General features: G+C 62.8%; 22 protein-coding genes and 1 tRNA gene. 14 read left to right on the top strand and 9 right to left on the bottom strand.

All coding sequences use genetic code 11. From position 1 onward, the window contains the following. Nucleotides 1–223: 223 nt before the first annotated feature. From U741_RS0116765 to U741_RS0116750, 4 genes are all read right to left on the bottom strand, one after another. A complete protein-coding gene (locus tag U741_RS0116765) occupies nt 224–1,192 on the bottom strand; it encodes a hypothetical protein (RefSeq protein ID WP_152551652.1) in 969 nt (322 codons plus the stop codon). Continuing rightward, complete coding sequence (locus U741_RS19345) at nt 1,173–1,403, bottom strand: hypothetical protein (RefSeq protein ID WP_152551651.1); 231 nt, start codon at nt 1,401–1,403, stop codon at nt 1,173–1,175. Before U741_RS19345 ends, U741_RS0116765 begins: the two co-directional genes overlap by 20 nt. 157 nt (nt 1,404–1,560) lie before the next feature. After that, on the bottom strand, nt 1,561–2,868 hold the full coding sequence (locus U741_RS0116755; RefSeq protein ID WP_029891599.1) for an Arm DNA-binding domain-containing protein: 1,308 nt from the start codon (nt 2,866–2,868) through the stop codon (nt 1,561–1,563). Then, nucleotides 2,861–3,100, bottom strand: coding sequence for a hypothetical protein (locus U741_RS0116750; RefSeq protein ID WP_029891598.1), 240 nt, complete (start codon nt 3,098–3,100; stop codon nt 2,861–2,863). The genes U741_RS0116755 and U741_RS0116750 overlap by 8 nt, the downstream gene beginning before the upstream one ends. 127 nt (nt 3,101–3,227) lie before the next feature. On the opposite strand from U741_RS0116750, the gene U741_RS0116745 reads away from it, so the two are divergent. From U741_RS0116745 to pnp, 9 genes are all read left to right on the top strand, one after another. Then, nucleotides 3,228–3,467 carry a helix-turn-helix domain-containing protein gene (locus U741_RS0116745; protein ID WP_029891597.1) on the top strand — a complete coding sequence of 80 codons (240 nt, stop codon included), beginning with the start codon at nt 3,228–3,230 and terminating at the stop codon, nt 3,465–3,467. 282 nt (nt 3,468–3,749) lie between these two features. Further along, nucleotides 3,750–3,826, top strand: a tRNA-Met gene (locus tag U741_RS0116740). Between the two features lie 73 nt (nt 3,827–3,899). Further along, nucleotides 3,900–4,370 carry a ribosome maturation factor RimP gene (gene rimP / locus U741_RS0116735; protein ID WP_235200589.1) on the top strand — a complete coding sequence of 157 codons (471 nt, stop codon included), beginning with the start codon at nt 3,900–3,902 and terminating at the stop codon, nt 4,368–4,370. Beyond that, nucleotides 4,367–5,854: a transcription termination factor NusA gene (nusA, locus tag U741_RS0116730; RefSeq protein WP_029891595.1), complete on the top strand. Its 1,488-nt coding sequence runs from the start codon at nt 4,367–4,369 to the stop codon at nt 5,852–5,854. Before rimP ends, nusA begins: the two co-directional genes overlap by 4 nt. Nucleotides 5,855–5,886: 32 nt before the next feature. Continuing rightward, the gene (gene infB / locus U741_RS0116725) at nt 5,887–8,589 is read left to right on the top strand and encodes a translation initiation factor IF-2 (protein WP_029891594.1); all 2,703 of its coding nucleotides are present in this window, start codon (nt 5,887–5,889) and stop codon (nt 8,587–8,589) included. 47 nt (nt 8,590–8,636) lie between these two features. Then, nucleotides 8,637–9,059, top strand: a complete 423-nt coding sequence (gene rbfA / locus U741_RS0116720; protein WP_029891593.1) for a 30S ribosome-binding factor RbfA — start codon at nt 8,637–8,639, stop codon at nt 9,057–9,059. Then, entirely contained in the window at nt 9,056–9,997 is a 942-nt protein-coding gene (gene truB, locus U741_RS0116715) for a tRNA pseudouridine(55) synthase TruB (RefSeq protein ID WP_029891592.1), read from the top strand. The genes rbfA and truB overlap by 4 nt, the downstream gene beginning before the upstream one ends. Nucleotides 9,998–10,105: 108 nt before the next feature. Further along, nucleotides 10,106–10,375: a 30S ribosomal protein S15 gene (gene rpsO, locus U741_RS0116710; protein ID WP_029891591.1), complete on the top strand. Its 270-nt coding sequence runs from the start codon at nt 10,106–10,108 to the stop codon at nt 10,373–10,375. A gap of 123 nt (nt 10,376–10,498) precedes the next feature. Next, on the top strand, nt 10,499–12,598 hold the full coding sequence (gene pnp / locus U741_RS0116705) for a polyribonucleotide nucleotidyltransferase (protein ID WP_029891590.1): 2,100 nt from the start codon (nt 10,499–10,501) through the stop codon (nt 12,596–12,598). Between the two features lie 345 nt (nt 12,599–12,943). On the opposite strand, the gene U741_RS19450 is transcribed toward pnp, so the two are convergent. Together U741_RS19450 and U741_RS0116700 are read right to left on the bottom strand one after the other, a co-directional pair. Then, complete coding sequence (locus U741_RS19450) at nt 12,944–13,114, bottom strand: hypothetical protein (protein WP_161776261.1); 171 nt, start codon at nt 13,112–13,114, stop codon at nt 12,944–12,946. A 76-nt stretch (nt 13,115–13,190) separates the two neighbouring features. Beyond that, nucleotides 13,191–14,393, bottom strand: coding sequence for an IS256 family transposase (locus U741_RS0116700; protein WP_029891589.1), 1,203 nt, complete (start codon nt 14,391–14,393; stop codon nt 13,191–13,193). A gap of 59 nt (nt 14,394–14,452) precedes the next feature. Here U741_RS0116700 and U741_RS19340 point away from each other — a divergent pair, with 59 nt between their 5' ends. Beyond that, nucleotides 14,453–14,785: a hypothetical protein gene (locus tag U741_RS19340; protein ID WP_152551650.1), complete on the top strand. Its 333-nt coding sequence runs from the start codon at nt 14,453–14,455 to the stop codon at nt 14,783–14,785. 446 nt (nt 14,786–15,231) lie between these two features. On the opposite strand, the gene phaR is transcribed toward U741_RS19340, so the two are convergent. Then, complete coding sequence (phaR, locus tag U741_RS0116695) at nt 15,232–15,708, bottom strand: polyhydroxyalkanoate synthesis repressor PhaR (RefSeq protein WP_043110321.1); 477 nt, start codon at nt 15,706–15,708, stop codon at nt 15,232–15,234. Nucleotides 15,709–15,778: 70 nt separating this feature from the next. Then, nucleotides 15,779–16,633: a tRNA glutamyl-Q(34) synthetase GluQRS gene (gene gluQRS, locus U741_RS0116690; RefSeq protein WP_043110320.1), complete on the bottom strand. Its 855-nt coding sequence runs from the start codon at nt 16,631–16,633 to the stop codon at nt 15,779–15,781. 84 nt (nt 16,634–16,717) lie between these two features. Here gluQRS and U741_RS0116685 point away from each other — a divergent pair, with 84 nt between their 5' ends. Next, nucleotides 16,718–17,503: an HAD-IA family hydrolase gene (locus tag U741_RS0116685; RefSeq protein ID WP_029891586.1), complete on the top strand. Its 786-nt coding sequence runs from the start codon at nt 16,718–16,720 to the stop codon at nt 17,501–17,503. 11 nt (nt 17,504–17,514) lie between these two features. On the opposite strand, the gene queF is transcribed toward U741_RS0116685, so the two are convergent. Continuing rightward, nucleotides 17,515–17,943 (bottom strand): preQ(1) synthase, encoded by a 429-nt coding sequence (gene queF, locus U741_RS0116680; RefSeq protein ID WP_029891585.1) that lies wholly within the window; start codon nt 17,941–17,943, stop codon nt 17,515–17,517. A 145-nt stretch (nt 17,944–18,088) separates the two neighbouring features. On the opposite strand from queF, the gene smc reads away from it, so the two are divergent. The 3 genes from smc (at nt 18,089) to ligA (ending at nt 24,703) form a co-directional block, all read left to right on the top strand. Beyond that, nucleotides 18,089–21,616: a chromosome segregation protein SMC gene (smc, locus tag U741_RS0116675; RefSeq protein ID WP_029891584.1), complete on the top strand. Its 3,528-nt coding sequence runs from the start codon at nt 18,089–18,091 to the stop codon at nt 21,614–21,616. A 76-nt stretch (nt 21,617–21,692) separates the two neighbouring features. Beyond that, nucleotides 21,693–22,637, top strand: a complete 945-nt coding sequence (locus U741_RS0116670; protein ID WP_029891583.1) for a cell division protein ZipA C-terminal FtsZ-binding domain-containing protein — start codon at nt 21,693–21,695, stop codon at nt 22,635–22,637. Then, a complete protein-coding gene (ligA, locus tag U741_RS0116665; protein ID WP_029891582.1) occupies nt 22,634–24,703 on the top strand; it encodes an NAD-dependent DNA ligase LigA in 2,070 nt (689 codons plus the stop codon). Before U741_RS0116670 ends, ligA begins: the two co-directional genes overlap by 4 nt. Nucleotides 24,704–24,710 lie beyond the last annotated feature (7 nt).

Below are 24,710 nucleotides of genomic sequence, written 5' to 3'. Positions count from 1 at the left end.
TACGGTGCCACTCAGTCGCCCCTTTTCGCTGAATCACTGCTCGTACAACAAGGTGATCTTTCTAGTGGGCTTCCCCCGGTACAATTGGCGCTCGGTGCCAATGCCCTAGCGGCTGGATGTCAACAGAAGCTCCGGAACTCCAACCTGCCCGACCGGGACCGTCTAGCGGAACGGTTTAAGCTGTTTGAAGTCGCGAACTGAACGAATCGAAGAGCCGCTATGCCTAGTTCGATTTCTCGCACAGAAAAGATATTTCGGGGCTGGACTTCATCTCGAACCCCACCCCCCTCTCCATCGCCGTCGACAACTGATCCACCATCCTCGCGATATCCGCCACGAGCGTCTGAGCAAACACCCCCGTCCGGCGCTCGGCCATGTGCCGGAACGCTGATCGCAGAACGGCTACTGCCTCTGGCATCAACGGCTCAAGCTCATCAAGGTGCAGCGCTAGCAACTGCCACGTGATCTGCTCGTGGGACTGATCAGCGAACGCAGGCTCGCGAATCGGTCGACCGCCCGAACCCTCTCCCACTGTCACGACTTTGCCCAGATCGTGAAACAGCAACGCTATCTGCGTGAGGGGGACCGCCAGCGGCTCATCCGGCATCAACCGCTGTGCCATTACCCCCGCCAGATCCATCAACTCCGTGCTGTGCACCAGCAGGCCGCCCCGGTAGGCATGGTGATAGTGCGCAGCCGCCTTGCATCGCAAAAAGGCCACACTCACCTTTGGATCCAGCAGGACCCGGCCCACGAACCACTGCAACGCATAGGGCAGGGCGCCTGCCCAGTTCTGTAATGCCTCGAATGCCCCCTGCGCCACCTCTGGACAAAACCGGCGAGGCAACAGCGCCACACCCCCCTCAATCCCCGATATCGGAACGGCTGACAGCGTCTCCACACTCAGTGCCCGATCACCACCATTCGTGAACACCCGGCCACTGACCTGAACTGGCGCCATCAGGCTCAGCCCCGCGGCCAGATGCACCCGCTCCGACCACAGCAGGCCGATCACCGTCCCACCGGCATGGTCCAGTACCAAACGCAGATACCGCTCCCCATCTTGCTTCACGCAGTGATGCACCTCCGTCAGCAGATACCGCTCGCTGACCAGACCCTTACAGTCCTCAAGCGCAGCATCCTCGACCGCCCGTATCCCAAGGCGCATGGCGCTATTCCCAGCGCTCGTCATTCGCAGCTTCCTGCCACAGACAGTGCCGCTCCAGACGCCCCAACAACTCCGTCACCTCACTCCCACTGCCGCAGGCCACCTCGAACATGGGATCCAACAACTCCCCCGCCACCCACAGCCTGAGTGCACTGCAGTTATCGCGAGCGGCTGTCTCCCGTATCCAGATCAACAGCTCCTTGCCTTCTTTCGACACCGTCAAGAGCGGTAGCAAGGACTCTGTCAGGCGCGCAGCACGACGACGAAGCGCAACCGCAGCCAGTTCGGATTCAACCTGCTCCAGAATGTTCGTCGCTGAAGTGACTGGCGCCGACTGTTCAGCAACACCGCCTGTGTTGCCGATTGCCGTCCTCGCGGCACCCCCTGATCGATTACGCCGCATCGGACACCCCCTGATTCATGGCGCCAGACTCCAGCTCCGGACCATTGGCCGGCACCATCGCCCCCGTGACCAGACGATCAAACGCTGATCCATCTCGCCGGGTCAGGTTCGGCACATACCGGCTGTAGGTCTTGAACAGCATCATCGTGTTCGCATGACCGAGTTGCCGAGCCACGAACTCAGGGTTCTCACCGGCTGCCAGCAACAAGGTCGCAAAGGTATGCCGCGTTTGATACGGACGCCGCTTCGTCAGACCCAAATGTCGGAGTAGGGGATACCAGACCCGGTTGGTGATGTTGTCCACATCAAGGGGCTCACCATTGCGGTTGGCGAACACGAACGTGTCCCCGCCGGGCTGGTAGGTCACCTCCCGCTGCGCCATCAGGGCATCAAACACCGGCTGACTCATTGCAATGTCCCGCATCGAGCCATCGGTCTTGGTCTCATCCAGCCGACCCCGCACCCAGGACTCCCGAACCAGAATCTGCCGTCGCTCGAAGTCCACTCGTGACCAGTGCAGCCCATGCAACTCACCGGTTCGCATGCCCGTAAAGAAGCGCACCACCAGATAGTTTCGGTAGTCCGGCCGCACCGTGTGGATCAGCAACTGCACCTCTTCCATTGAAAAGGGATGAATCTCCACCCGCGACTGCCGCAGGCGCTTCACCTTCTTCACCGGATTGACGAAATCAAAGCGATCCACCGCCTCATCCAGAATCTGACCCAACACCTGGATCACCCTATTGATCGTCTTCGCCGACAGGGTTGCATTTCCGCTGCGTCCGGAACGTTTCGCCAGTGCTGTTCTGAACTGCAGAACGTCGGCCTTGCTGATGAAGCCCACCGGCACTTCCCCAAAGGCCGGAATCAGATGACGATCCAGAGTCGACCGCACCGTCGCCCGATGCGAATCCCGCCAACCCAGACCACACTCCTGCACCCACAGCTCAGCAAAGTCACGGAACAGCGGGGTGGCCGCTGCCGCATCACCGACGGCAGCAACACCAGCTCCCTGCCTGCCCCCGCCGGACGTCACCAACGCAGCAGAGCTGGACGTCTCGCCAACGTCAGCGCTCTCCCGGCGCTGTGAGAGCTTGATGCCCGTCTTGCTGCCTGGGAAGGTGGCCAGATAGTTGAAGGTGCCGAGGGAGATTTCGGATTCGACGCGGGTGAGCAACTGTTGAAGCAGCTTGCGATTGGGTTTGGTGTCGGGGAGTAAGGTCTGCTCCCGGCATCGATGCCCTTCATATCTGAAGTCGATGAATAGCTTGTCGCCCCGCTTCCTTATGCTACCCATGGCAGACCGCTCCATTCGCCATCGGAATTCGGCTGACATCAGCTTGGCCAGCCATCTTGACCATGTCGCGCTCAATGGCTTCCCAGATGTAAAGAAGCTTCCGGCCACCGAAGGGCCGGATGTAATGCTGTCCTTCGAGTAGGACTGAGTCTTTAAGGCGCTCCCTGATCGTTCGGGCGTCGTAGTGGATGCGGCCTGCCAGTTGTTCCGTAGTTAGATAAGTCTGCTGCATGCTAATCTCCTGGTGCTGAGTGTGAGTGTCATGCGTCGTGCAAACACGACGCATGACACTAATAGACCACACCAAGAGTCGTGTGTCAACGACATATGACAAGTTAAAACGACATATGTGGATTGTGATGATCAGATTCAGGCTCAAGGAGCTGTTGGCCAACAAGGAATACCAGGACGGGCGTGTGATCACCCTGTCTGAGGTTTCAGCGGGCACGGGTATTCATCGGGCGACTTTGTCCAAGATCGCGAACGAGCGGGGCTACAACACGGGTACGGACAATCTTGACCGTCTCTGTGCGTTCTTCAGCTGCGAAATTCAGGAGCTTGTTCAGTACGTCCCGAATGGCACAAACGAGGAGAAGTGACCGACGGTCATTCTTCTCTCACTGCTTCGACTCGTGGGCACAGGGTGGGCGCAATGTGGGCACAAATTGGGCACAAAGGGATTTGGCGACATGACGATGTCGCTGGCTGAAGAGCGGCAGCGAACTCGCCTTGGACCCTGCTTCCAAGGTTCTCGGTGGTGACCGCTACGAAGAAATCTTCGGTTCTTCATATATTTGTGGTCACGCCCTTGCGGAAGCGCCGCCGCCTCCATACAATACGCGGCCTTCGAGGATGGCCTCGGAGGCATTTTGAAGGTCTGGTGCGGGGTGGAGCAGTCTGGCAGCTCGTCGGGCTCATAACCCGAAGGTCGTAGGTTCGAATCCTGCCCCCGCTACCAATTTGAGGCAAAAACGAGGCCCCTCTGAGGGCCTTTTTTATTGCGGTGCTGCAGGGGTTTAACCAGATTTATTGTGCTGAATCAAAAACTTACCAATCTGCTGGAGCCTTTGATCGAATCGCTCGGTTACGAGTTGGTGTTGATCGAATTTGCGGCCGGTTCTCACAGCGCCATGCTGCGGCTGTTCATTGATTCGCCGGGTGGGATCACGCTGGGCGACTGCGAGCGGGTCAGTCGTGAAGCAGCGGCGCTGTTGGATGTTGAAGACCCCATCAGCACGGCGTACCAGTTGGAAGTGTCGTCTCCCGGGATGGACCGTCCGCTGGTGAAGCCGGCACATTTTCAGCGGTTTGTGGGTGAGACGATCAAGTTGCAGTTGCACGTTGCGCGCGACAACCGGCGCCGCTTTTCGGGCGTGCTGGTGGCCGCTGATGCCAGTGGAATTGAGGTGTCGCTCCCCGAAATGCGGCTGCAGGTGGCGTACGAAGATATCGAGCGGGCCCGTCTGGTGCCCGATTTTGACCGTGAAATGGCCAAATCATGAATAAAAACATTCTGCTGATGGTTGACGTGCTTTCCAATGAGAAAGGCGTTGAGCATGAAATCATCTTCAAGGCGCTGGAGGCAGCGCTGGCATCGGCCACCAAGGAGCACCACGGCGACGAGGCCGATATTCGCGTGCAGATTGACCGCGAAACCGGCGAGTACCTGAGTTTTCGGCGTTGGACGGTGCTTGAGGACGATTCCGAAGAGTTTGAATTTCCCGAGCGGCAAATCAAGCTGACTTACGCGCAGAAGGATCACCCCGAGATTCAGCCGCTTGAGGCCATCGAGACCCCGGTGGACTCGGTGGACTTTGGCCGCATCGGTGCGCAGAAGGCCAAGCAGGTCATCATCCAGAAGATTCGCGAAGCCGAGCGGGCGATGGTGGTGGCGGCCTACACCAGCCGCGTTGGCGAGCTGTTGACGGGTATCGTCAAGCGCATGGAACGCGGCGCCATCATCATGGACCTGGGTAACAACGTCGAGGCGGTGATTCCGCGCGATCAGCAGATTCAGCGCGAACCGCTGCGCCCCGGTGACCGCGTCCGCGGCTTTATTTACGACGTTGGCGCGCAGATTCGCGGGCCGCAGATTTTTGTTTCACGCACCGACCCGCGCCTGCTGATGGAGCTGTTCAAGCTCGAAGTGCCGGAGATTGCCCAGGGCCTGATCGAGCTCAAGGGCGCCGCGCGCGATCCTGGCTTGCGCGCCAAGATTGCGGTGCAGGCCAAGGACAAGCGCATCGACCCGGTCGGGGCGTGCGTGGGCATGCGCGGCTCGCGCGTGCAGGCGGTCTCCAATGAGCTTGCCGGTGAGCGGGTCGATATCGTGTTGTGGGATGAAAACACCGCCCAATTCGTGATCAACGCCATGGCGCCGGCCGAGGTCGAAACCATCGTGGTTGATGAAGACGCCCACGCGATGACCATCGGCGTGTCCGAAGAAAAGCTCGCGCAGGCCATCGGCCGCGGGGGTCAAAACGTGCGCCTGGCCTCGGAGCTGACCGGTTGGACGCTGAACGTGATGACCGCTGCCGATGCCGAGGCGCGCAAGGAAACCGAAAACCAGGCGATCCAGCAGACCTTCATGGCGGACCTGGACGTTGACGCCGAGGTGGCGCTGATCCTGGTCCAGGAAGGCTTCACCACGCTCGAAGAAGTGGCCTACGTCGCCGACGAAGAGATGCTGGGCATCGAAGAATTTGACGACCAGATCGTCACCGAGCTGAAGAATCGAGCACAGGACGTGCTGCTGACCCGCGCCATCGCCAGCGCTGAATCGGCTGCCGATGGCAGCGACAAGGATGACCTTCTTGCGGTAGAGGGCGTTGATGCCCAGGTCGCCGAGGTGCTGAACGAGGCGGGTATTCACACCGCGACCGATCTCGCCGATCTGGCCACCGATGAGCTGCTGGAAAGCGTCGAGATGGACGAGGCTGACGCTTCAGAATTGATTATGGCGGCTCGCCGTCGCGTTTACGCCTGAGCGCTGCTCGGGCCGGAAACAACAGGATTTGCATGTCGACAGTTACCGTTCTTGAATTTGCCAACGAGCTGAACCGCCCCGTCACCGAGCTGCTGTCGCAGTTTCGGGAGGCGGGCGTGTCAGTGAAAGAAGAGTCTTCGTCGATCAGCGCGCAAGACAAGATTGCGCTGCTGACCTACCTGCGTCAGAAAACCGCGCGTGCCTCCGGGCAAGCGGCGGAAGCGACCGACTCGGGTGCGGAAGCAGGCGCCCGTCGCATCTCGCTCAAACGCAAGGAAACCAGCGAACTCAAGGTTTCGGGCGTGCGCGGTGCGCCAACCAAGACGGTCAGCATTGAGGTGCGCAAACGCCGCACCCTCGTGCCGACCGAGCTGCCCGAGCCAGTCGCAGCCCCGCAGCCTACCGAGGCGGAAATTGCAGCGCGTGAAGCCGAAGCCGCCGAACGCGCGCTTGAAGCCGAACGGGTCGCGGCGCGCAAGGCTGCCGAAGCCGAGGCCAAACGTGCTCAGGAAGACGCCGAGCGTAAGCTGGCCGAAGCCGAAGAGCAGGCTGTGCGCGATGCGGAGGAAAAGGCCAAGTCGGACAAGGTTGAGCATGAGCGGTTGCTCAAGGATGACCTGTTGTATCGCCAGCGTTGGGAGGCGTCACAGTCTCGCCGTCGTGCCGAAGAAAACCTGCGTCGTTCGGCCGAGATGCGCGCGGCCACGCCGCCCCCTGTGGCAGCGCCGGTGGCGCGAACCCCTGCAGGCGCTGCGGCACCTGCCGCGGCGGCTGCACCCGGGGCGGCAGCCGCCCCGGCGCGTCGCGGCGACCGTCGCGACGGCGACCGCAAAGGTCGCAAGGAACTGCACGTTGCCGAGGGCAAGTCCGGCAAGCGCGACAAGAAAAGCCGCAAGAGCAGTGGCGGTCGCGTGCAAATCGACAACCAGCATGCCTTCGAGCGCCCCACGGCGCCAGTGGTGCGTGACGTTGAAGTGCCCGAGATCATCACCGTCGGCGAGTTGGCCAACCGCATGGCGGTCAAGGCCACCGAGCTCATCAAGGTGATGATGAAGAATGGGCTGATGGCGACCATCAACCAGAGCCTCGACCAGGATACGGCGGCGCTGATGGTTGAAGAAATGGGCCACCGCGTGGTGCTGGTCAAGGCCACCGATGCCGAAGAATCGCTTGAACTGGCAGTGGTCGCTGAAATCAGCGACGCCGAGCGCGTCGCACGTCCGCCGGTGGTGACCATCATGGGCCATGTCGACCACGGCAAAACCAGCCTGCTCGACTACATCCGCAAGACCAAGGTTGCGGCGGGTGAGGCTGGCGGCATCACCCAGCACATCGGCGCCTACCACGTCGCGACCGACAAGGGCGTCATTAGCTTCCTCGACACCCCGGGCCACGCCGCCTTTACCCGCATGCGGGCCCGCGGCGCGCAAATCACCGATGTGGTGGTGCTGGTGGTGGCGGCCGATGACGGCGTCAAGCCGCAGACCAAAGAGGCCATCCAGCATGCCCGTGCGGCCGGTGCGCCGATGGTTGTGGCGATCACCAAAATCGACAAGCCGGAAGCGGATCTCGACAAGGTGCGTAACGACCTGTCGCAAGAGCAGGTGATTTCTGAAGAATGGGGTGGCGAATACCAGTTCATCGGGGTGTCGTCGCACACCGGCGAAGGCATTGACAAACTGCTCGACGCGATTCTGTTGCAGTCTGAAGTGCTTGAACTGACGTCTCAGATTGATGCCGATGCGCGTGGCACGGTGGTGGAATCGTCGCTGGAAAAGGGCCGCGGTCCCGTGGCCACCGTGCTGGTCCGCAGCGGCACGCTCAAGCAGGGTGACGTGATTCTGACCGGCCAGTATTTTGGCCGCGTGCGTGCCATGTTTGACGAAGCCGGGCGTCCGGTGAAGACCGCCGGGCCGTCGATTCCCGTGCAGGTACTGGGCCTCTCCGGCGTGCCGGAAGCGGGTGATGACGTGGTCGTGGTGTCTGACGAGAAGAAGGCGCGAGAGCTTGCCGACCTTCGCGAAGGCAAGGCCCGCGAGCATCGCCTCGCGCAGAATCAGGCCCTGCGCATGGACCAGATTCTGGCGCGCATGGGCGAGGGCGAGATCAAGCAGTTGAACCTGATGGTCAAGGCTGACGTGCAAGGCTCGGCCGAAGCGCTGTCCGAGGCGCTGCGCAACCTGCCGAGCGAAGAGGTTCGGGTCAACGTGCTGTCGGCCGGCATCGGCGGCATCAACGAATCCGACATCGATCTGGCGCTGGCCTCGAAGGCCATCGTCATCGGCTTCAACGTTCGCGCTGACTCCGGCGCGCGCAAGCGCATTCAGGACACCGGCGTCGATGTTCGTTATTACTCGATCATCTACAACGTGCTTGATGAAGTAAGCGACGCCATCTCGGGCCTGCTGGGCACCGAGACGCGCGAACAGATCGTCGGCACTGCGCAGGTTCGTGACGTGTTCCGCAGCGCCAAGCTCGGCAGTGTTGCCGGCTGTCTGGTGATGGAAGGCTCGGTGCAACGCGCCCTGCCGATTCGCGTGCTGCGCGACAACACGGTCATTTACGAAGGCACGCTGGAATCGCTGCGCCGCTTCAAGGACGACGTCAACAAGGTCGAGGCCGGCACCGAATGCGGTATCGGCGTCAAGGACTACAACGACGTCAAGGTGGGCGACCAGATCGAGTGCTTCCAGCGTTTTGAGGTCAAGCGTTCGGTCAAGAGCGCGGCGGCTTAATAGGCCCCGCCGCTCGATGACCGCCGCCTCACCCTGCCTGGCGCACCATGCCTAAAGAATTTTCCCGAACCTCGCGCATCAACCAGCAGCTTCAAGAAGTGTTGTCGGTGCTGATCCGTGACCTTCGCGATCCGCGGATTGGTGACATCACCGTCACCGCGGTGGATGCGGCCGCCGACATGCGCTCGGCCAACGTCAAGGTCAGCAGCTTTGCTGATGACGCGGCGCTGGCGCAGTCGGTCAAGGCGCTGAACCATGCCGGCGGCAAATTGCGCCGCGACCTGGGTCGGCAGTTGACGCTGCGCTACATTCCCGAGCTGCGCTTCCTCGCGGACCGCGGCCTTCGTGAGGGCGACCGCATGGCCGCGATCATTCGCGAGGCGCGTGCGGCAGATGATCGAATCGCTGCGGCGCGCCAGCAGGCCGATGAACCCGACGCCGATCATGGCGAGGTCCGCCGCGACGAATGAGCAAGCCGCGCCGTCCAAAACGCGCGGTGGACGGCATTCTGCTGCTCGACAAGCCGCAAGGCATTACCTCCAACGCGGCACTGATGGAGGTTCGGCGGCTATTCCAGGCCGACAAGGCAGGGCACACCGGCAGCCTTGATCCGATGGCGACCGGCCTGCTACCGATCTGTCTCGGCAATGCCACCAAGCTCAGTGGCCAGTTGTTGGCTTCTGACAAGGCCTATCGCGCGACCATCCGCCTCGGTACCAAAACCGACAGCGGCGATGCCGACGGTGCGGTCATTGCATCGGCCCCGGTCCCCGCGCATGACGCCGAGCGCCTGTCGGCGCTGTTGCAGGCCAGTTGCGGCCCGCAGCAGCAAGTACCGCCGATGGTGTCGGCGCTCAAGCACGAAGGTCAACGGCTTTACGCCCTGGCGCGCGAGGGCGTTGAGGTCGAACGCGCGCCGAGAGACATCACCATTCATCGACTGACGCTGGTCGACTGGCAGCCGCACCAATGGACCATTGACGTGCAGTGCTCCAAAGGCACCTACATCCGCGTATTGGCCGAAGATCTGGCCGCGAAGATCGGTGCGCTGGCGCATCTGGGCGCGCTGCACCGGCAGTGGGTGGCGCCGTTTGACGGGGTGCCCTATGCCCTGGACGCGCTACGCACCTTGGCGACCGATGGGGGATTTGCGGCGCTGGACCGCTGTCTCTTGCCGTTGTCGGCGGCTTTGGTGGGTTGGCCCAGTGTGGTTGTCTCGCCGGCCCAGGCCGGGCAACTTCGCGCCGGGCAACCGATTGAACCGCCGGCCGACAGGGGCGGCGAGTGCCAGGCCTCGGCGCCCGAGATGGCGGTATTCGACGTGCAGGGCGAGGTCCTCAGCCTGGCGCTGCTGCGTGACGATGGCTTGCTGTGGCCGAAGCGCTGGCTGGCACGCGACCGCATTTGAATAACCTGTGTTTGATTGGCCGAATCTGGTTGCGCCACCCTATGCAGGCTGACTACAATGTGCGGCTTGCTTAACGACTTATATGAACGCTGTTCTGGAGTAATCGAGATGACGATGTCTGTGGCCGAAAAGGCCGAAGTTGCAAACAAATTTGCGCGTGCCGCCAACGATACCGGGTCACCTGAAGTGCAGGTTGCCTTGCTCACCGCGCGTATCACCGGCCTGATGGGCCATTTTTCGGCGAACAAGAAAGATCACCACAGCCGCCGCGGCTTGCTGAAGATGGTCAACCGCCGTCGCAGCCTGCTCGATTATCTCAAGGGCAAGGACGAAGGTCGCTACCTGAAGCTGATCGGCGATCTTGGCCTGCGTCGCTAAGCGACCCGGTTCCTGGCGTCCCGTGGTGCTGGTCGACGTGTCGAGCAGCCGGTTACAAGTTGAATTCATGACGCCGCCGGAGTCTCTCCGGCGGCGCTTTATTTGTTTACGGAGAAATAATTAATGGCCATTTCCGCCACGCCGGCAACGGCAGTCAAGAAAAGCTTCCAGTTTGGTGACCAGACCGTCACGCTTGAAACCGGTGCCATTGCTCGGCAGGCGTGCAGCGTCATCGTGTCGATGGGCGAAACCGTGGTCATGGTGAACGTCGTTGCTCGCAAAGACGCCAAACCCGACCAGAGTTTTTTCCCGCTCACGGTCGATTACATGGAGCGCTTTTATGCAGGCGGCCGGATTCCCGGTGGCTTTTTCAAGCGTGAAGGCCGGATGACCGAGAAGGAAACGCTGACTTCGCGGCTGATCGACCGTCCGCTGCGCCCGCTCTTCCCCGATGGCTTTTTCAATGAAGTCCAGGTTGCTGCGACGGTGCTGTCGCTCAATCCTGAAATCAGCGGCGACATTCCCGCCATGATCGGTGCCTCGGCGGCCGTGGCGTTGACCGGCACGCCCTTCGCCGGCCCCATCGGCGCCGCACGCGTGGGTTTCAAGGACGGCAACTTCATTCTCAACCCGACCGAAAGCCAGCTCAAAACCTCCGAGCTCGATCTTGTTGTTGCCGGCACCAAGGATGCGGTGTTGATGGTCGAGTCCGAAGCCAAGATGTTGTCGGAGGAAATCATGCTGGGCGCCGTATTGTTCGGACATGAGCAGATGCAGGCCGCCATCGTTGCCATCAACGAACTGGTGGCTGAAGCGGGTTTGCCGAAGTGGGACTGGAAGGCGTCCGACACCACCGCCGTGACCGCATTCGCCGCAGCCTACGAAGGCCGCATTGCCGAGGCTTACACGCTGACCGACAAGAAAGTCCGCGTGGCGGCGATCAACGCCATCCGTGCCGACGCCGTTGCCGCCAAGCCAGAAACCCTGGGTGAGCGGGACGTCAAAGATGCGCTGCACGAACTCGAAGCCAAGGTGGTCCGTGGCCGTATTCTTGAGGGCCAGCCGCGTATAGATGGCCGTGACCGCACCACCGTTCGCCCGTTGTCGGTGGGCGCCGGTGTACTGCCGCGCACCCACGGCTCGGCACTGTTCACCCGTGGCGAGACCCAGGTTCTGGCGGTTGCCACCTTGGGCACCGGCAAGGACTACCAGATCATTGATGCAATCGAAGGCGAATGGCATGAGCGTTTCATGTTCCATTACAACTTCCCCCCGTACTGCGTCGGCGAAACCGGCCGCATGAACATGCCCAAGCGGCGTGAAATCGGCCATGGCCGTCTTGCCAAGCGCGGCGTGGCGGCGGTCATGCCCGACCTGGTTTCGGAGTTTCCGTACGTCGTGCGTGTGGTCTCCGAAGTCACCGAGTCCAACGGTTCGTCGTCAATGGCGTCGGTGTGCGGCGCCTGCCTGGCGTTGATGGATGCCGGGGTGCCGATCAAGGCGCCGGTGGCCGGCGTGGCCATGGGACTGATTCTGGAAGGCAGCCAGTGGGCCGTTTTGACCGACATTCTCGGTGACGAAGACCACCTGGGTGACATGGACTTCAAGGTTGCCGGGACGGCCAACGGCGTCACGGCGCTGCAGATGGACATCAAGATCGCCGGCATCACCGGCGAGATCATGCAGAAGGCACTGGAGCAAGCCAAGACCGCGCGTCTGCACATTCTCGATGCGATGAACGAAGTCATTTCTGCACCGCGCGCCGATGTCTCTGAGCACGCGCCGCGCATCACCACGATCAAGATTCATCCGGACAAGATTCGTGAAGTGATCGGCAAGGGCGGCGCGACCATCCAGGCCATTACCCGCGAAACCAACACCCAGATCGACATCAGCGACGACGGCACCATCAAAGTGGCCGCGACCAGCACCGAAGCGGCGCAAGCAGCGATCAACCGTATCGAGATGCTGACCAAGGACGTCGAAGTGGGCGCCATCTATGAAGGCAAAGTTGCCAAGATCATGGACTTTGGCGCGTTCGTGACCATTGCCCCCGGCAAAGACGGTCTGGTTCACATCTCACAGCTCGCCGACAAGCGGGTCGAGAAAGTCGAGGAAGTCGTCAAGGAGGGTCAGACCGTGCGCGTCAAGGTGCTCGAAGTGAGCCGCGATGGCAAGATCCGGCTCTCGATGAAGGCGCTGGACGAAGTGGCTGCCGCCTGACCGGCTTGCCGGACACAAAAAAACGGCCCGCTGGGCCGTTTTTTTGTTGTGGTTTCGAGTGCGCCGGAAGGGAAGGCTGCCGCCGGACCGATCATGTTGCATTAAGGTGCAGGGTGATCCACAATGGTGCGATAAGCGCTGAAGCATGGCGCAGGCGCGGCCAAACTAAGTATTTGGTCTCTGGAGGGGGATGAAAATATAAAAGAGCCCCCGGAGACCGGGGGCAAGGTGCGAGAAAGGCGCTTGGCCTTTCTGGAGGAGACCGTTTAAAGCCCGGCACCCGTGTCGGGTTTTTTTATTTCCGAGCTTTGTTGCAGTGCAGTATAAAGATGACCTTGGGCGTTGTCAATTAACTTGTTCAACTAAAAAATGATGCGTATCAGTCAGTTGAGAAGAACAATGTTGCGGCGCACCAAAAAGCCTTGCTGGCTTCGGGCCAACCCCGAAGCTTGAGCCGCGCAGCAGCATCAAGGCGCATTGCGCGCTGCGGATACCTGTTGGAGAATCCGGCCACATGAGCGGATCGTGTCCCTAGACGTGGTGTAGCTCTTTGATCTGACGGTGGGCTACTGGCTGGTCTGGGTTTCGGCTTTTAGGCTGCCATAGCCGGGAGGGTTATGGCAGGGGGTTCGATCATCATTTCGTTCATCGTCTCTCGGGTCATATAGCGGGCGCGCTGTACGGCCCACTCGTCGTTCTGTTCGAGCAGGATGGCGCCGACGAGCCGGGTGATGGCGGCCTCGTTCGGGAAGATGCCTACGACCTCCGTGCGTCGCTTGATCTCGCCATTGAGCCGCTCGAGCGGGTTGGTGCTGTGCAGTTTCGTGCGGTGCGCGGCCGGGAAGCTCATGTAGGCCAGCACGTCGGGCTCAGCCTGATCCATCAGCGCGGCCAGTTTCGGCACGCTGCTGCGGAGCTGATCGGCAACATGCCGCCATTGGGTTCGGGCAGCTTGCGCATCATTCTGGGCAAAGGCGGTGGCGATGAAGGCCGAGACGACGCGCCGGCCGCTCTTGCCGGCATGGGCCAGCACGTTACGCATGAAATGCACTCGGCAGCGCTGCCAGGTGGCGGTCAGCACCTTCGAGACGGCGGCCTTGATGCCCTCATGGCTGTCGGAGATCACCAGCTTGACGCCGCGCAGGCCGCGCCGGGCGAGCTTGCGCAGGAAGTCTTTCCAGAAGGTTTCGTGTTCGGACGGGCCGATGTCCATGCCCAGAATCTCGCGGCGACCGTCGGCGTTGACGCCGACGGCGATGATCACTGCTACCGACACGATCCGCCCGGCCTGACGGGTCTTCACATAGGTGGCGTCGATCCACAGGTAGGGCCAATCACCTTCAATGGGGCGATCCAGAAAAGCATGGACCCGCTCATCGATTTCCTCGCACAACCGGGACACTTGGCTCTTGGAGATCCCGCTGCCGCCCATGGCCTGCACCAGGTCATCAACTGAGCGCGTCGAGATACCCTGGATGTAGGCCTCCTGGATGACCGCTGTCAGAGCCTTCTCAGCCATGCGCCGGGGCTCGAGAAAGCCCGGGAAGTAGCTGCCCTTTCGCAGCTTGGGAATGCGCAGCTCGACAGTGCCAGCTCTCGTCTGCCAGTCCCGCTCTCGGTAGCCATTGCGCTGCGCCAGACGCTCGGTGTTCTTCTCGCCATAAGCGGCGCCAGTCAACGCGCCAACTTCCAGTTCCATCAGCCGCTGGCTGGCAAAGCCAATCATCTCCCGCAGCAGATCGGCGTCCGGACTCTTTTCCAACAGCGCCCGCAGGTTCATCATCTCATCGGTCATCGGTGGTTCCTTAAGTGAAGGTTGGTCGTCGAAACCCAAACCTAAACCAAGAGCCACCGGTGACCTTCAGAACCTACACCACATCGTGGGACACGACCCATGAGGCGCCGGTCAGCGGCCAAATGCCACGGCCGATTGTGAATGCTGCAGTCTCAATAAAAAGAGCCCCCGGAGACCGGGGGCAAGGTGCGAGAAAGGCGCTTGGCCTTTCTGGAGGAGACCGTTTAAAGCCCGGCACCCGTGTCGGGTTTTTTTATTTCCGAGCTTTGTTGCAGTGCAGTATAAAGCTGACTTTGGGCGTTGTCAACGAATGCATGGAACAAAAAATCTTTTTTTATCAGTGCGTTACAAGTATTGATGCTGCGTCGCACAATCAATCTTTCGTGATTTGACGGCACTTGCCATCTTCCGCAGCGTGCCGTCAGGCGCCTCCATCGCACTGGGTGCCACTCAAGTGGGTTGCAGGAAAATTGCACGCGGCCTGCACGGCGGCGCTTGGCCCATCCACTCGGCGATTTGTCGCGCCCAAAAAAGAGCCCCCGGAGACCGGGGGCAAGGTGCGAGAAAGGCGCGTGGCCTTTCTGGAGGAGACTGTTTAAAGCCCGGAACCCTTGTGAACCTTCAATTTTGAGCTTTGTTGCAGTGCAGTATAAGGACGACATTGCAACTTGTCAATCAGTGCTTGTTTAAATATTTATAACGTTATCAGCAAGATACATCTTTTAATGTTGCGATGCAGCAAGATAATGGGCTTGCATCCGGTCAGGCCTTTGCCGGTCGACGTCATGCCTGTTCTTCTGCGAATGAATCAGCAACGCCCGTGCCCAACAACCAGGCCTCACTTGGGCTTGATGGCCTTGGCGCGCTCGGACAGACTGCGCACGAACTCGCTGCGTACCGTGCGCCACAAAGGTCGTTGGCCGTCGGCCATTTCCTTGAGCAACTGCAACGGCTGCTGTGCCTGGCCCAGCATGTTGCGCAGCTGGTCGGTGAAATGCTGGTGCTGTTCGGAGTAGAGTTTCATCGACAGCTCCAGATAACGACTGATGCTGGTCTGCATTGGGTCGTCGTAGAAGCGAATGATGAATTGCAACAGGTCATCGGTGAAGATCGGCGTACCGTTTTCTTCGCGCTCGGCAATGACCTGCAACAGAATGCTTCGGGTGATATCGTCGCGCGTGCGCTTGTCTTCGACCTTAAAGTGCACGCCGCCGATCACCAGTTTGCGAATATCCTCCAGCGTGATGTAGCGACTGATGGCCGTGTCATACAGTCGGCGGTTCGGGTATTTCTTGATGATGCGGAGATCTGACATGGGCTCAGGCGATTTTTGTGCAGTGCATCAACGCATGATGCCAGATGCCGTCGCCGAAGGGCAAAACGGCTCACCCGTGCGGCGTCTGGCGCAGCGCCCAGTCGAGTAGCTGCTCTGGTGAGGCGCCTCGCAACATGTCGGGAAGGCCGTATCCGAGGCGTTCGAGCGCGCGCGCCAGGGTCGATGACCGTCCGGCGGGGTCATCGGCTAGCGGCGCGGCGTGATTCTGTTTGCTCATCTTGCGGCCTGCCGCGTCCATCACCAGCGGCAGGTGCCGATATTGCGGCAGCGCTTGGCCAAGCACCCGGCTGATATAGACCTGCGGCGCGGTTTCGGTGAGCAGATCTTCGCCGCGCACCACCTCCGTGATGCGCATTTGGCCCTCATCGACGGCGCAGGCCAGTGCGTAACCCGGGACGTTGTCGGCCCGCCAGATGACCGGGTCGCCAAGGCTATTGCGGCTTGGCCGCTGCGCCCCGTGCCGCTGGTCGTGCCAGTGCAGCGCAGCGTCGTCGAGGATGAGACGCAAGGCTGGCGCACGTGTTGGCGGATGCGGGTGGCGCCAGCAGTGCTGATCATAGGCGGCAGGCGCGCCCTTGAGACGACCCTGTCGTTGCGCGCGCGTGCAGTCGCAGGTGTAAATCAGGTCCGCGTGCTCAAGCTGCCGACGTGCTGCGCGATAGGCCGCAAGATGCTGCGACTGGTAGTGCGGCTGCCCGTCCCAGTGCAGTCCATAGGCGTCCAATTGCTGCAGGATGTGTGTACTTGCGCCGGGCGGACAGCGTGCAGCATCAAGGTCATCAATCCGCAGCAACCAGAGACCTTGCTGGCGCCGCGCGCTCAACCAGCTGGCCGTGGCCGTTTGCAGCGAGCCTTCGTGCAAGGGCCCGCTGGGCGTGGGCGCGAATCGACCGATGGTGATCATTCAGCAGAGTTTGATAGATTCCGCGCGTCCATTCATCTGTAATCGCCCCATGTTCCTGGTCACTTGCCGAGCTACGCTTGCGTCATGACGCTAGAAGCGATCCTGTTCGACGTCGATGGCACGTTGGCCGACACAGAAGGGCTGGGTCACCACCCCGCGTACAACCAGGCTTTCGACTCATTGGGCGTGCCCTTTCGCTGGGACCGCGATCTGTATCGCACGTTGCTGCAGCAGCCCGGTGGTCGCGAGCGGATTCGCCACTATCTCGATGCCTACGACCCCGAATTGGGCCCGGAATCGGCGGCGGTGGCGCGCGACCCGGATGAGTGGATCGCCAAGGTGCACCGCCTCAAGTCCGACTTCTTTCGCGATCGCGTAGCTGCCGGACAGATCCCGCTACGCGCCGGCGTTGCGCGCTTGATTTGCGAGGCTCGCGACGCCGGCATTCGTATGGCCATCGTTTCGAACGCATCGCGGCGGACGCTGGACCCGGTGCTCGAACACAGCCTGAGACCAGAGCTGCGATCCGCGATTGAGGTCATCGCCAGCGGCGAAGAGGTGATGCACAAAAAGCCCCACCCCATGCTCTACCAGTTGGCCCTGAAGCGACTCGGCCTCAAGCCTTCGCAGTGTGTCGCGGTGGAGGATTCAGCCATGGGGCTGGCCGCCGCCCGTGCGGCGGACCTGGCAGCGCTGGTGACCATCAACGAAGACACGCGTGATCAAAACTTCGCCGGTGCGGGCATGGTCGTCTCCAGCCTCGGCGAGCCCGGTGACCCCGTGTGGGTCTATCGCGGCGACATCGGCGACGCAAGGTGGGTCACGCCAAAGGTGCTGGCAAACCTGCTTGCACAATCGCAGTCCGGCTGATGGGCACGATGTCAAAAGCCCGGGGTTTGTCCGGCGCCCGTGGGGTCGATGTGCCACGCCGGCGGTGGCAGGCGCGGCACATAACCCGGCGCACAGTGTTCGGCTGTCACGTGGGTGTACACCCCGCCACGCACATTGAACACTGCGGTCAACCGCATGAATCGGGGTGTGGTTGCGGCCACCAGATCGTCGAGCATGCGGTTGGTTACGGCTTCGTGAAAACAGCCCTCATCGCGAAAGCTCCAGATGTACAGCTTCAGACTCTTCAGTTCGACGCAGCGCTGGTCGGCGATGTACTCAAGGTACAGGGTCGCGAAGTCGGGCTGACCGGTTTTGGGGCACAGGCAGGTGAACTCGGGCAGGCGCATGCGGATGGTGTAATCACGCGACGGTGCCGGGTTGGGAAAGGTTTCGAGCGACGTTGACGGTTGCGTGGTCATGGGCGACAGGTTCGGGGCGACGGGGCAGGGCGCGCTAAATTAAACTATTGCGTCAATTCGGCGCGGCTTTGCCGGTCTTTGCGGCCATCAGGCGTTCTCGATCGTCGGCGGGACGACCGTCGAGTCTTCAATTTACGGAAATCGCATGCGTCTGTCGGGGATCAAGCTCGCCGGCTTCAAATCATTCGTTGATCCTACCCAGCTTCTGCTGCCGTCCAACCTGACGAGCGTGGTGGGCCCCAACGGTTGCGGCAAATCGAACATCATCGACGCGGTGCGCTGGGTGTTGGGCGAGTCCAGCATGAAGAACCTGCGCGGTGCCGATGCCGAAGACGTGATCTTCAACGGGTCGCGCACGCGCAAACCCATTGGTCGTGCCAGCGTCGAGCTGCTGTTCGACAACAGCGATGGCCAGATCACCGGCACCTACGCCGCTTACAGCGAAATTTCGGTGCGTCGCGAACTCAGCCGTGAAGGCGGCTCGCAATACTTTCTGAACGGCCGAAAATGTCTCAAGCGTGACGTCACTGACCTGTTCCTGGGCACCGGTCTGGGCGGCAAAAATCAGTACGCCATCATCGAGCAGGGCATGGTCAGCCGCATGGTCGAAGCCAAGCCCGACGAATTGCGTCTTTGGCTCGAAGAAGCGGCCGGCATCAGCAAGTACAAGGACCGTCGCCGCGAGACCGAGAGCCGCATTCGCGCCACGCGCGAAAACCTTGACCGCCTCAACGACCTGCGCGGTGAAATTGACGGCCGCATCCAGGCGCTGACCAAACAGGCCGCCAACGCCGAGAAGTACACCGCCCTCAAGGCCGACGAACGCCGTCTGCGCGCCGAACTGCTCTACCTGCGCGTGCGCGCGGTGGCTGACGAGTCGGCCGAGATCGCCACGCAGATTGCTGCCCAGCAGGCCGCACAGGCCAGCGCCGTGCAGTCACTGGCCGCCGCCCGCGAGGCCCGCGAGCAGGCCGAACGTGCGCTGCGCGAGGCCGAGACCGCCATCAACGCCGAACAGGCACGGGTCTTCGAGGCCGAATCGGAACGCACCCAGGCGCAGCAGACCCTGGCGCATACGCAGGCGCTGCGCGACATGCAGACCCGCGAGCGTGAAGAGCTCGACCGACGCCGCAACGACACCCAGGGCCGACGCGACCGTGAGGCCGCCCGCCGTGCCGACGCCGACAAAGCGCTCGCCCTGCTGCTGCAGCGCCTTGCCGAAGCTGAAGCGCTTGAGGCCGAGGCGCGGCGCGATCTCGAACATCAGGAATTCGCGTTGGCCGAAGCGCAGCAGCTCTGGGAGCAGTTCTCGCAGAGTGCCGAAGCGCCGCTGGCCAAGACCGAATCCGAGCGGGTCCGTGTGCAGGCGCTGGAGCGCGCACGGCTGCAGTCCGAAGCGCGCCTCAAGCGGTTGACCGACGAGGCCGCGACGCTCGACATCGACGCCCTGCTGCAGGCGCTTACCGGCGCCGATCACGACGCCGAGACCCTGGCGGCAAGCCTGGCCGAAGGCCGCGCCCGGCTCGGCGCCATGGAGTCGCAGCTTTCCGTCCTGCGTGACGAACGCCGACAAGACGAGCAGACGCTGCATCACGCCCGTCAGCAACTGCAGGACATCAAGGGGCGCCAGGCGTCGCTCGAAACGCTGCAGGCGGCGGCCCTGCGTAACGACGAGACCGCGCTCAAGCAGTGGTGGGCCGATTGCGGGTTGGCCGATGCGCCCAAGCTCGCCGAGCGCATTGACGTCGATGCCGGCTGGGAAGCCGCCGTCGAGCACGTGCTGCAGGCGGTACTCGCCGCGCCGGTCGGCGATGTTGCCTCGGCGGGTCCGCCGCCCACGCAGGGGCCCGAACGCGGCGCCGTGATCCTCTTTGATCGTTCTGGCGCGACCGCGCCTGCGGCTGCAGCAGGTGCGCCGCTGGCTGCGCATGTGCGGGGTCCGGCCGTGCTTGGCGACTGGCTGCGCGACATTGAAGCGGTGCCCGACCTTGCCGCGCTCACATCCCGCCGGTCGCAACTCGCGGCAGGTCAGTCGTGCATTACCGCCGACGGCATCTGGGCGGGCCGTGACTGGGTGCGTTACCCGCAGCGCGGCCAAGGGCAGAGCGGCGTCATTGAACGACGTCGGCAGCTCAAGACTCTGGTTCAATCCCGAGGCGATGTCGAGGCTGATGTGGCGGCACTCGATGCGAGGGTCGGTGCCATCGCCGAGCAGATTCAGGCGCTGGAGGCCGAGCGGCGCGGTATCGCGCAGACCACCGAACAGGTGCAGTCACGACACGCACAGAAGCTGGCGCAGCAGCAGTCGCTCAAGGTGCGGCTGGAACAGACCCAGCAGCGCGCCGCGCGGTTGGCGCAGGAGCGGCAGGAGACCGAACAGCACTTCAACGAGGCCGAGGCCGAACTGGCTGACACCCGCGCCGGGCTGGCCGCGCTCGAAGCTGATGCACAGCGATTGCGCCAGACCCGAGGCGATCATCAGCAGGCGCTCGCCAAGGCCCGCGACGCTTTGCAGCGCAGCCGCGCCGCACACCAGTTGGCAGCGCAACAGGTGCAGCGGCTGGCGGTGGAGCGCGCCGGCGCCGAGTCGACCCTGGCGGCGCTGCTCGCCAGCCAGCAGGCGCTGACCGAACAATTGGCGCGGCTCGATGCGCAGGTGGGTGAGCGCGGCGCCCAGGCCGAGCAATGGACCGAGCCGTTGGCGGTGCAGACCGCCGCCGTCACCGCTGCAGAGACGACCCTGGCCGAACGCCGTGACGCGCTGCGCGGCAAGCGCGGGATCGCCGAAGCCGCCGAACATCAGTTGCAGGCTGCGCAGGTCGGGTTGCAGCAGGCCGAGCAGCAACGCGAGCACGAAAACGAGGCCGTGCAGGCGCTGCTGCTCAAGGCTGAAAGCAGCCGAACCCGCGGCGAAGCGCTGGAAGCACAGTTGGCCGAGAGCGGCTTCACCGCCGAGCAGGTCGCCGCCACGCTTGCCGAGGACCTCACACCGCCGGTCTGCGAAGAGCAACTGGCCAGCGTGCTGCGACGGATCGAGCGGCTTGGCGCCATCAACCTCGCAGCCATTCAGGAGCTTGAAGAGGCGCAGGCGCGCGCGCAGTACTTCGAAACCCAGCACGCCGACCTCAGCGGCGCGCTCGAAACCCTGGAGGCCGCGATGCAGAAGATCGACGGCGACACCAAGGCACTGTTCCGCGACACCTTTGACCGCGTCAATACCGTGTTCCGCGAGCGCTTCCCCAAGCTGTTTGGCGGCGGTGAAGCGACCCTGGAACTGATCGGCGACGACCTGCTCAATGCCGGCGTGCGCGTCATGGCGCGGCCACCAGGCAAGCGCAATGCCACCATTCAATTACTGTCAGGCGGCGAAAAAGCCATGACGGCCGTGGCGCTGCTGCTGGGGCTGTTCGAGCTCAACCCCGCGCCGTTCTGCCTGATGGACGAAGTTGACGCGCCGCTGGACGACGCCAACGTCAGCCGTTTTTGCGAAGTGGTTCGTGAAATGTCGCAGAACGTGCAATTCATTATCATCACGCACAACAAGATCACGATGGAACTCGCGCAGCAATTGCACGGCGTCACCATGCAGGAACCAGGGGTCTCGCGACTGGTCAGCGTCGATGTCGATCAGGCGGTTGCCCTGACCGAAACCGGCGAGGCGCAAGCCACATGACCGCGACACCGGCCCGACCGGGGGCTGATGCGCGCAGGCGAGATTTCGAGACCAACACGCTCCGGGGGCATTGACCATGAACATGCTGCAGCTGGCCCTGCTGATACTGGGAATCCTCATCATCGTGGGGGTGATCATCAACGCCCTGCGCGAGCGCAGGCGGGACTCGATGGGTGCCACCAAGTGGACGCCGCCTGGCCGCGGTCCCGGGGCTGGCAAGGGCCTACCGTTGGGCGACCAGATGGACATCTTCGGCAGCTCGGCTGGCGAGTTCGACGAATTCGGTGTCGGCCGTCCGCGCAAGGTGAAGGACGGCGAAGTCGCGGCGCCGGCAGCTGTCCGGTCGCCAGCCCGTCATGCGTCACCGCAGCCGGCCCAAGCGCCCGAGGCGCCTACGCCGACGCCATCTTCTGCCGCGCCTGAGGCGACAGCCCCCTCCAAGTCACGCAAGACGCCGACCCTGTCGGGCGAGCGTGACGAGCCCGCCACCCCTCCTGCCGCGCCACTGCCCCCCCTGAGCAGTGGCCTGCTGCGCACGCCCAGTGGCGACAAGCCGACGGCCGCCGAGAAGCCGACCGAAAAGGCGCCCGAGGCGCCGGCGTCCGCACCGTCCGCGCCTGATTGTGTGGTGGTGCTGTTCGTCGCCGAACGCCAGGGGCAGTCGCTGCCCGGCGCGCGCATTCATGCTGCCCTCAAAGCGCAAAGCCTGACGCCGACGCCCGAGAAGATTTATCAACGTGGCAGTGGCGACGACGTGTCGTTTTCGATTGCCAGCCTCGTTAAACCGGGCGCGCTGGACCCGGCCGAAGCCGCGCGCTTTGCGTCGCCGGGGCTGACGCTGTACCTCACCGTCCCCGGCCCGCGTGACCCGGTCGCGGCGCTCGAAGACCTGTTCATCACCAGCGACCGGCTGGCCGGTGCGCTCGACGCCGACGTGTTCGACCAGACGCGGCAGCCGTTGACGGCAGCAGCCCGCGCCAGCCTGCGGCAAAAGGTCGCGGCGGCCGCGCAAGCCGCTTGAGCGCAGGCGCGCCCGATGACGCCGCGACGGCGCGCGCGGCGGCGCTGCGGCGTCAGTTGACCGACGCTGAGCACGCCTACTACGTGCTCGACGATCCGCAGATCAGCGACGCCGAGTACGACGCCCTGCTGAGGCAACTGCAAGCGCTCGAAACCGAGTTCCCGGCGCTGCAGACGCCCGATTCGCCGACCCAGCGCGTCGGTGGCAGTGCGTCGTCAGCGTTCGCGCCGGTGCAGCACCGGCTGCCCATGCGCTCGCTCAACAATGCGTTTGACGAAGCCGAGTTTCTCGCCTTCGACCGCCGCGTTCGTGAAGGTCTGGACCGCGCGGCGGTGCCCTACATGGCCGAACCCAAGCTCGACGGGCTGGCGGTCAACCTGCGCTACGAGCACGGCCAGTTCGTCCAGGGCGCCACCCGTGGCGATGGCCAAACTGGCGAAGACATCACTGCCAACCTGCGGACCCTGCGCAGCCTGCCGCTGCGTCTGCGTGATGCGCCGCCGTCGATGATCGAGGTGCGCGGTGAAGTCTTCATGCCGCACGCCGGCTTCGCCCGGCTCAATGCAGAGCAGTCCGCGCGCGGCGAAAAGACCTTCGTCAATCCGCGCAACGCTGCAGCCGGGGCGTTGCGGCAGCTCGACCCGCGGCTCACCGCGCGAAGGCCCTTGCAGCTTTACGTTTATGCACTGGGCGCAGTCGACGGTTACGCCTTGCCGGCCACCCAGCAGGCGCTGCTGGATCAGTTCCGTCGCTGGGGCTTGCCGGTCAATCCGCTCAACGCCCGGGTCGAAGGCGTCGACGATGGGCTGGCCTACTACCAAAAGCTCATGGCGCAGCGCGCCGAACTGCCGTTCGACATCGACGGCGTGGTCTACAAAGTCGATGACCTTGCCGCCCGCGATGAATTGGGCGAGCTGGCACGCGCGCCGCGTTGGGCGATCGCCTTCAAGTTTCCCGCCGAAGAGGCGCAGACAAAATTGCTCGATGTTGAATTTCAGGTGGGTCGCACCGGCGCCATCACCCCGGTGGCGCGGCTTGTGCCGGTGTTCGTCGGCGGCGCAACGGTGTCGAATGCCACGTTGCACAACCTCGATGAAATTCGCCGCAAAGACATCCACATTGGCGACACGGTGATCGTGCGTCGCGCCGGTGACGTCATTCCCGAGGTCAAGGCAGTGGTCGTTGACCAGCGCCCGCCGGATGCCGGCGTCATTGACCTGCCGCAGCACTGCCCGGCTTGCCACGCCGAGGTGGAACGCAGTGACGACGCCGTCGTCGCCCGCTGTCCGGCAGGCCTCGGCTGCCCGGCACAGTTGCATGCGGCCTTGCTGCATTTCGTCTCACGACGGGCGCTGGATATCGAGGGCATCGGGGAAAAGCTCATTCAGCAACTGATTGACGAGGGTTTGGTGGCCGAGCCCGCCGACCTGTTCGCGGTGACCGCCGAGACCCTGATGCGACTGGAGCGGATGGGCGAAAAGTCGGCCGCCAATCGCATCACGGCACTCGCCAAGGCCAAGCACACCACACTGGCCCGGTTGCTTTACGGCCTCGGGATTCGTGATGTCGGCGAGCGCACGGCCGACACCCTGGCCCAGCACTTCGGTCGCCTGGAGGCGCTCCAGCGCGCGTGCGAAGCCGATGCGCAAACCGCCGATGCCGAAAAAGACAAGGACCGCTATCCGCAACTGCGTGCGGTCGCTGATGTTGGGCCAGAAGTCGCCAGGCGCGTTGTCGACTGGTTCAGCGATCCGCACAAGCAGGCCATGGTGGCGCGCCTGCAAACGGCCGGGGTGCACTGGCCTGACGTCGCGGTGGCCTCTGGCGACGGGCCGTTGAGTGGTCAGCGCTTTGTCATTACCGGCACGTTGCCCGAGTCTCGCGACGCGGTGGCGGCACGGATCACCGCAGCCGGCGGGCAGGTGGTCGGCAGTGTCTCGGCCAAAACCGACTATCTGGTGGCGGGCGAAGCGGCGGGCTCCAAACTGGCCAAGGCCGAGAAACTGGACGTACCCGTGCTCGATTGGGCGGCATTTCTCAAGTTGCTGGATGCGTCGTCACCATGAGTGACCG

Origin of the sequence: Polycyclovorans algicola TG408 (assembly GCF_000711245.1) — a bacterium.
GTDB classification, from domain to species: domain Bacteria; phylum Pseudomonadota; class Gammaproteobacteria; order Nevskiales; family Nevskiaceae; genus Polycyclovorans; species Polycyclovorans algicola.
The sequence above is the reverse complement of the archived record's forward strand: the minus strand, read 5'-3'. Positions and strand labels throughout refer to the sequence as shown.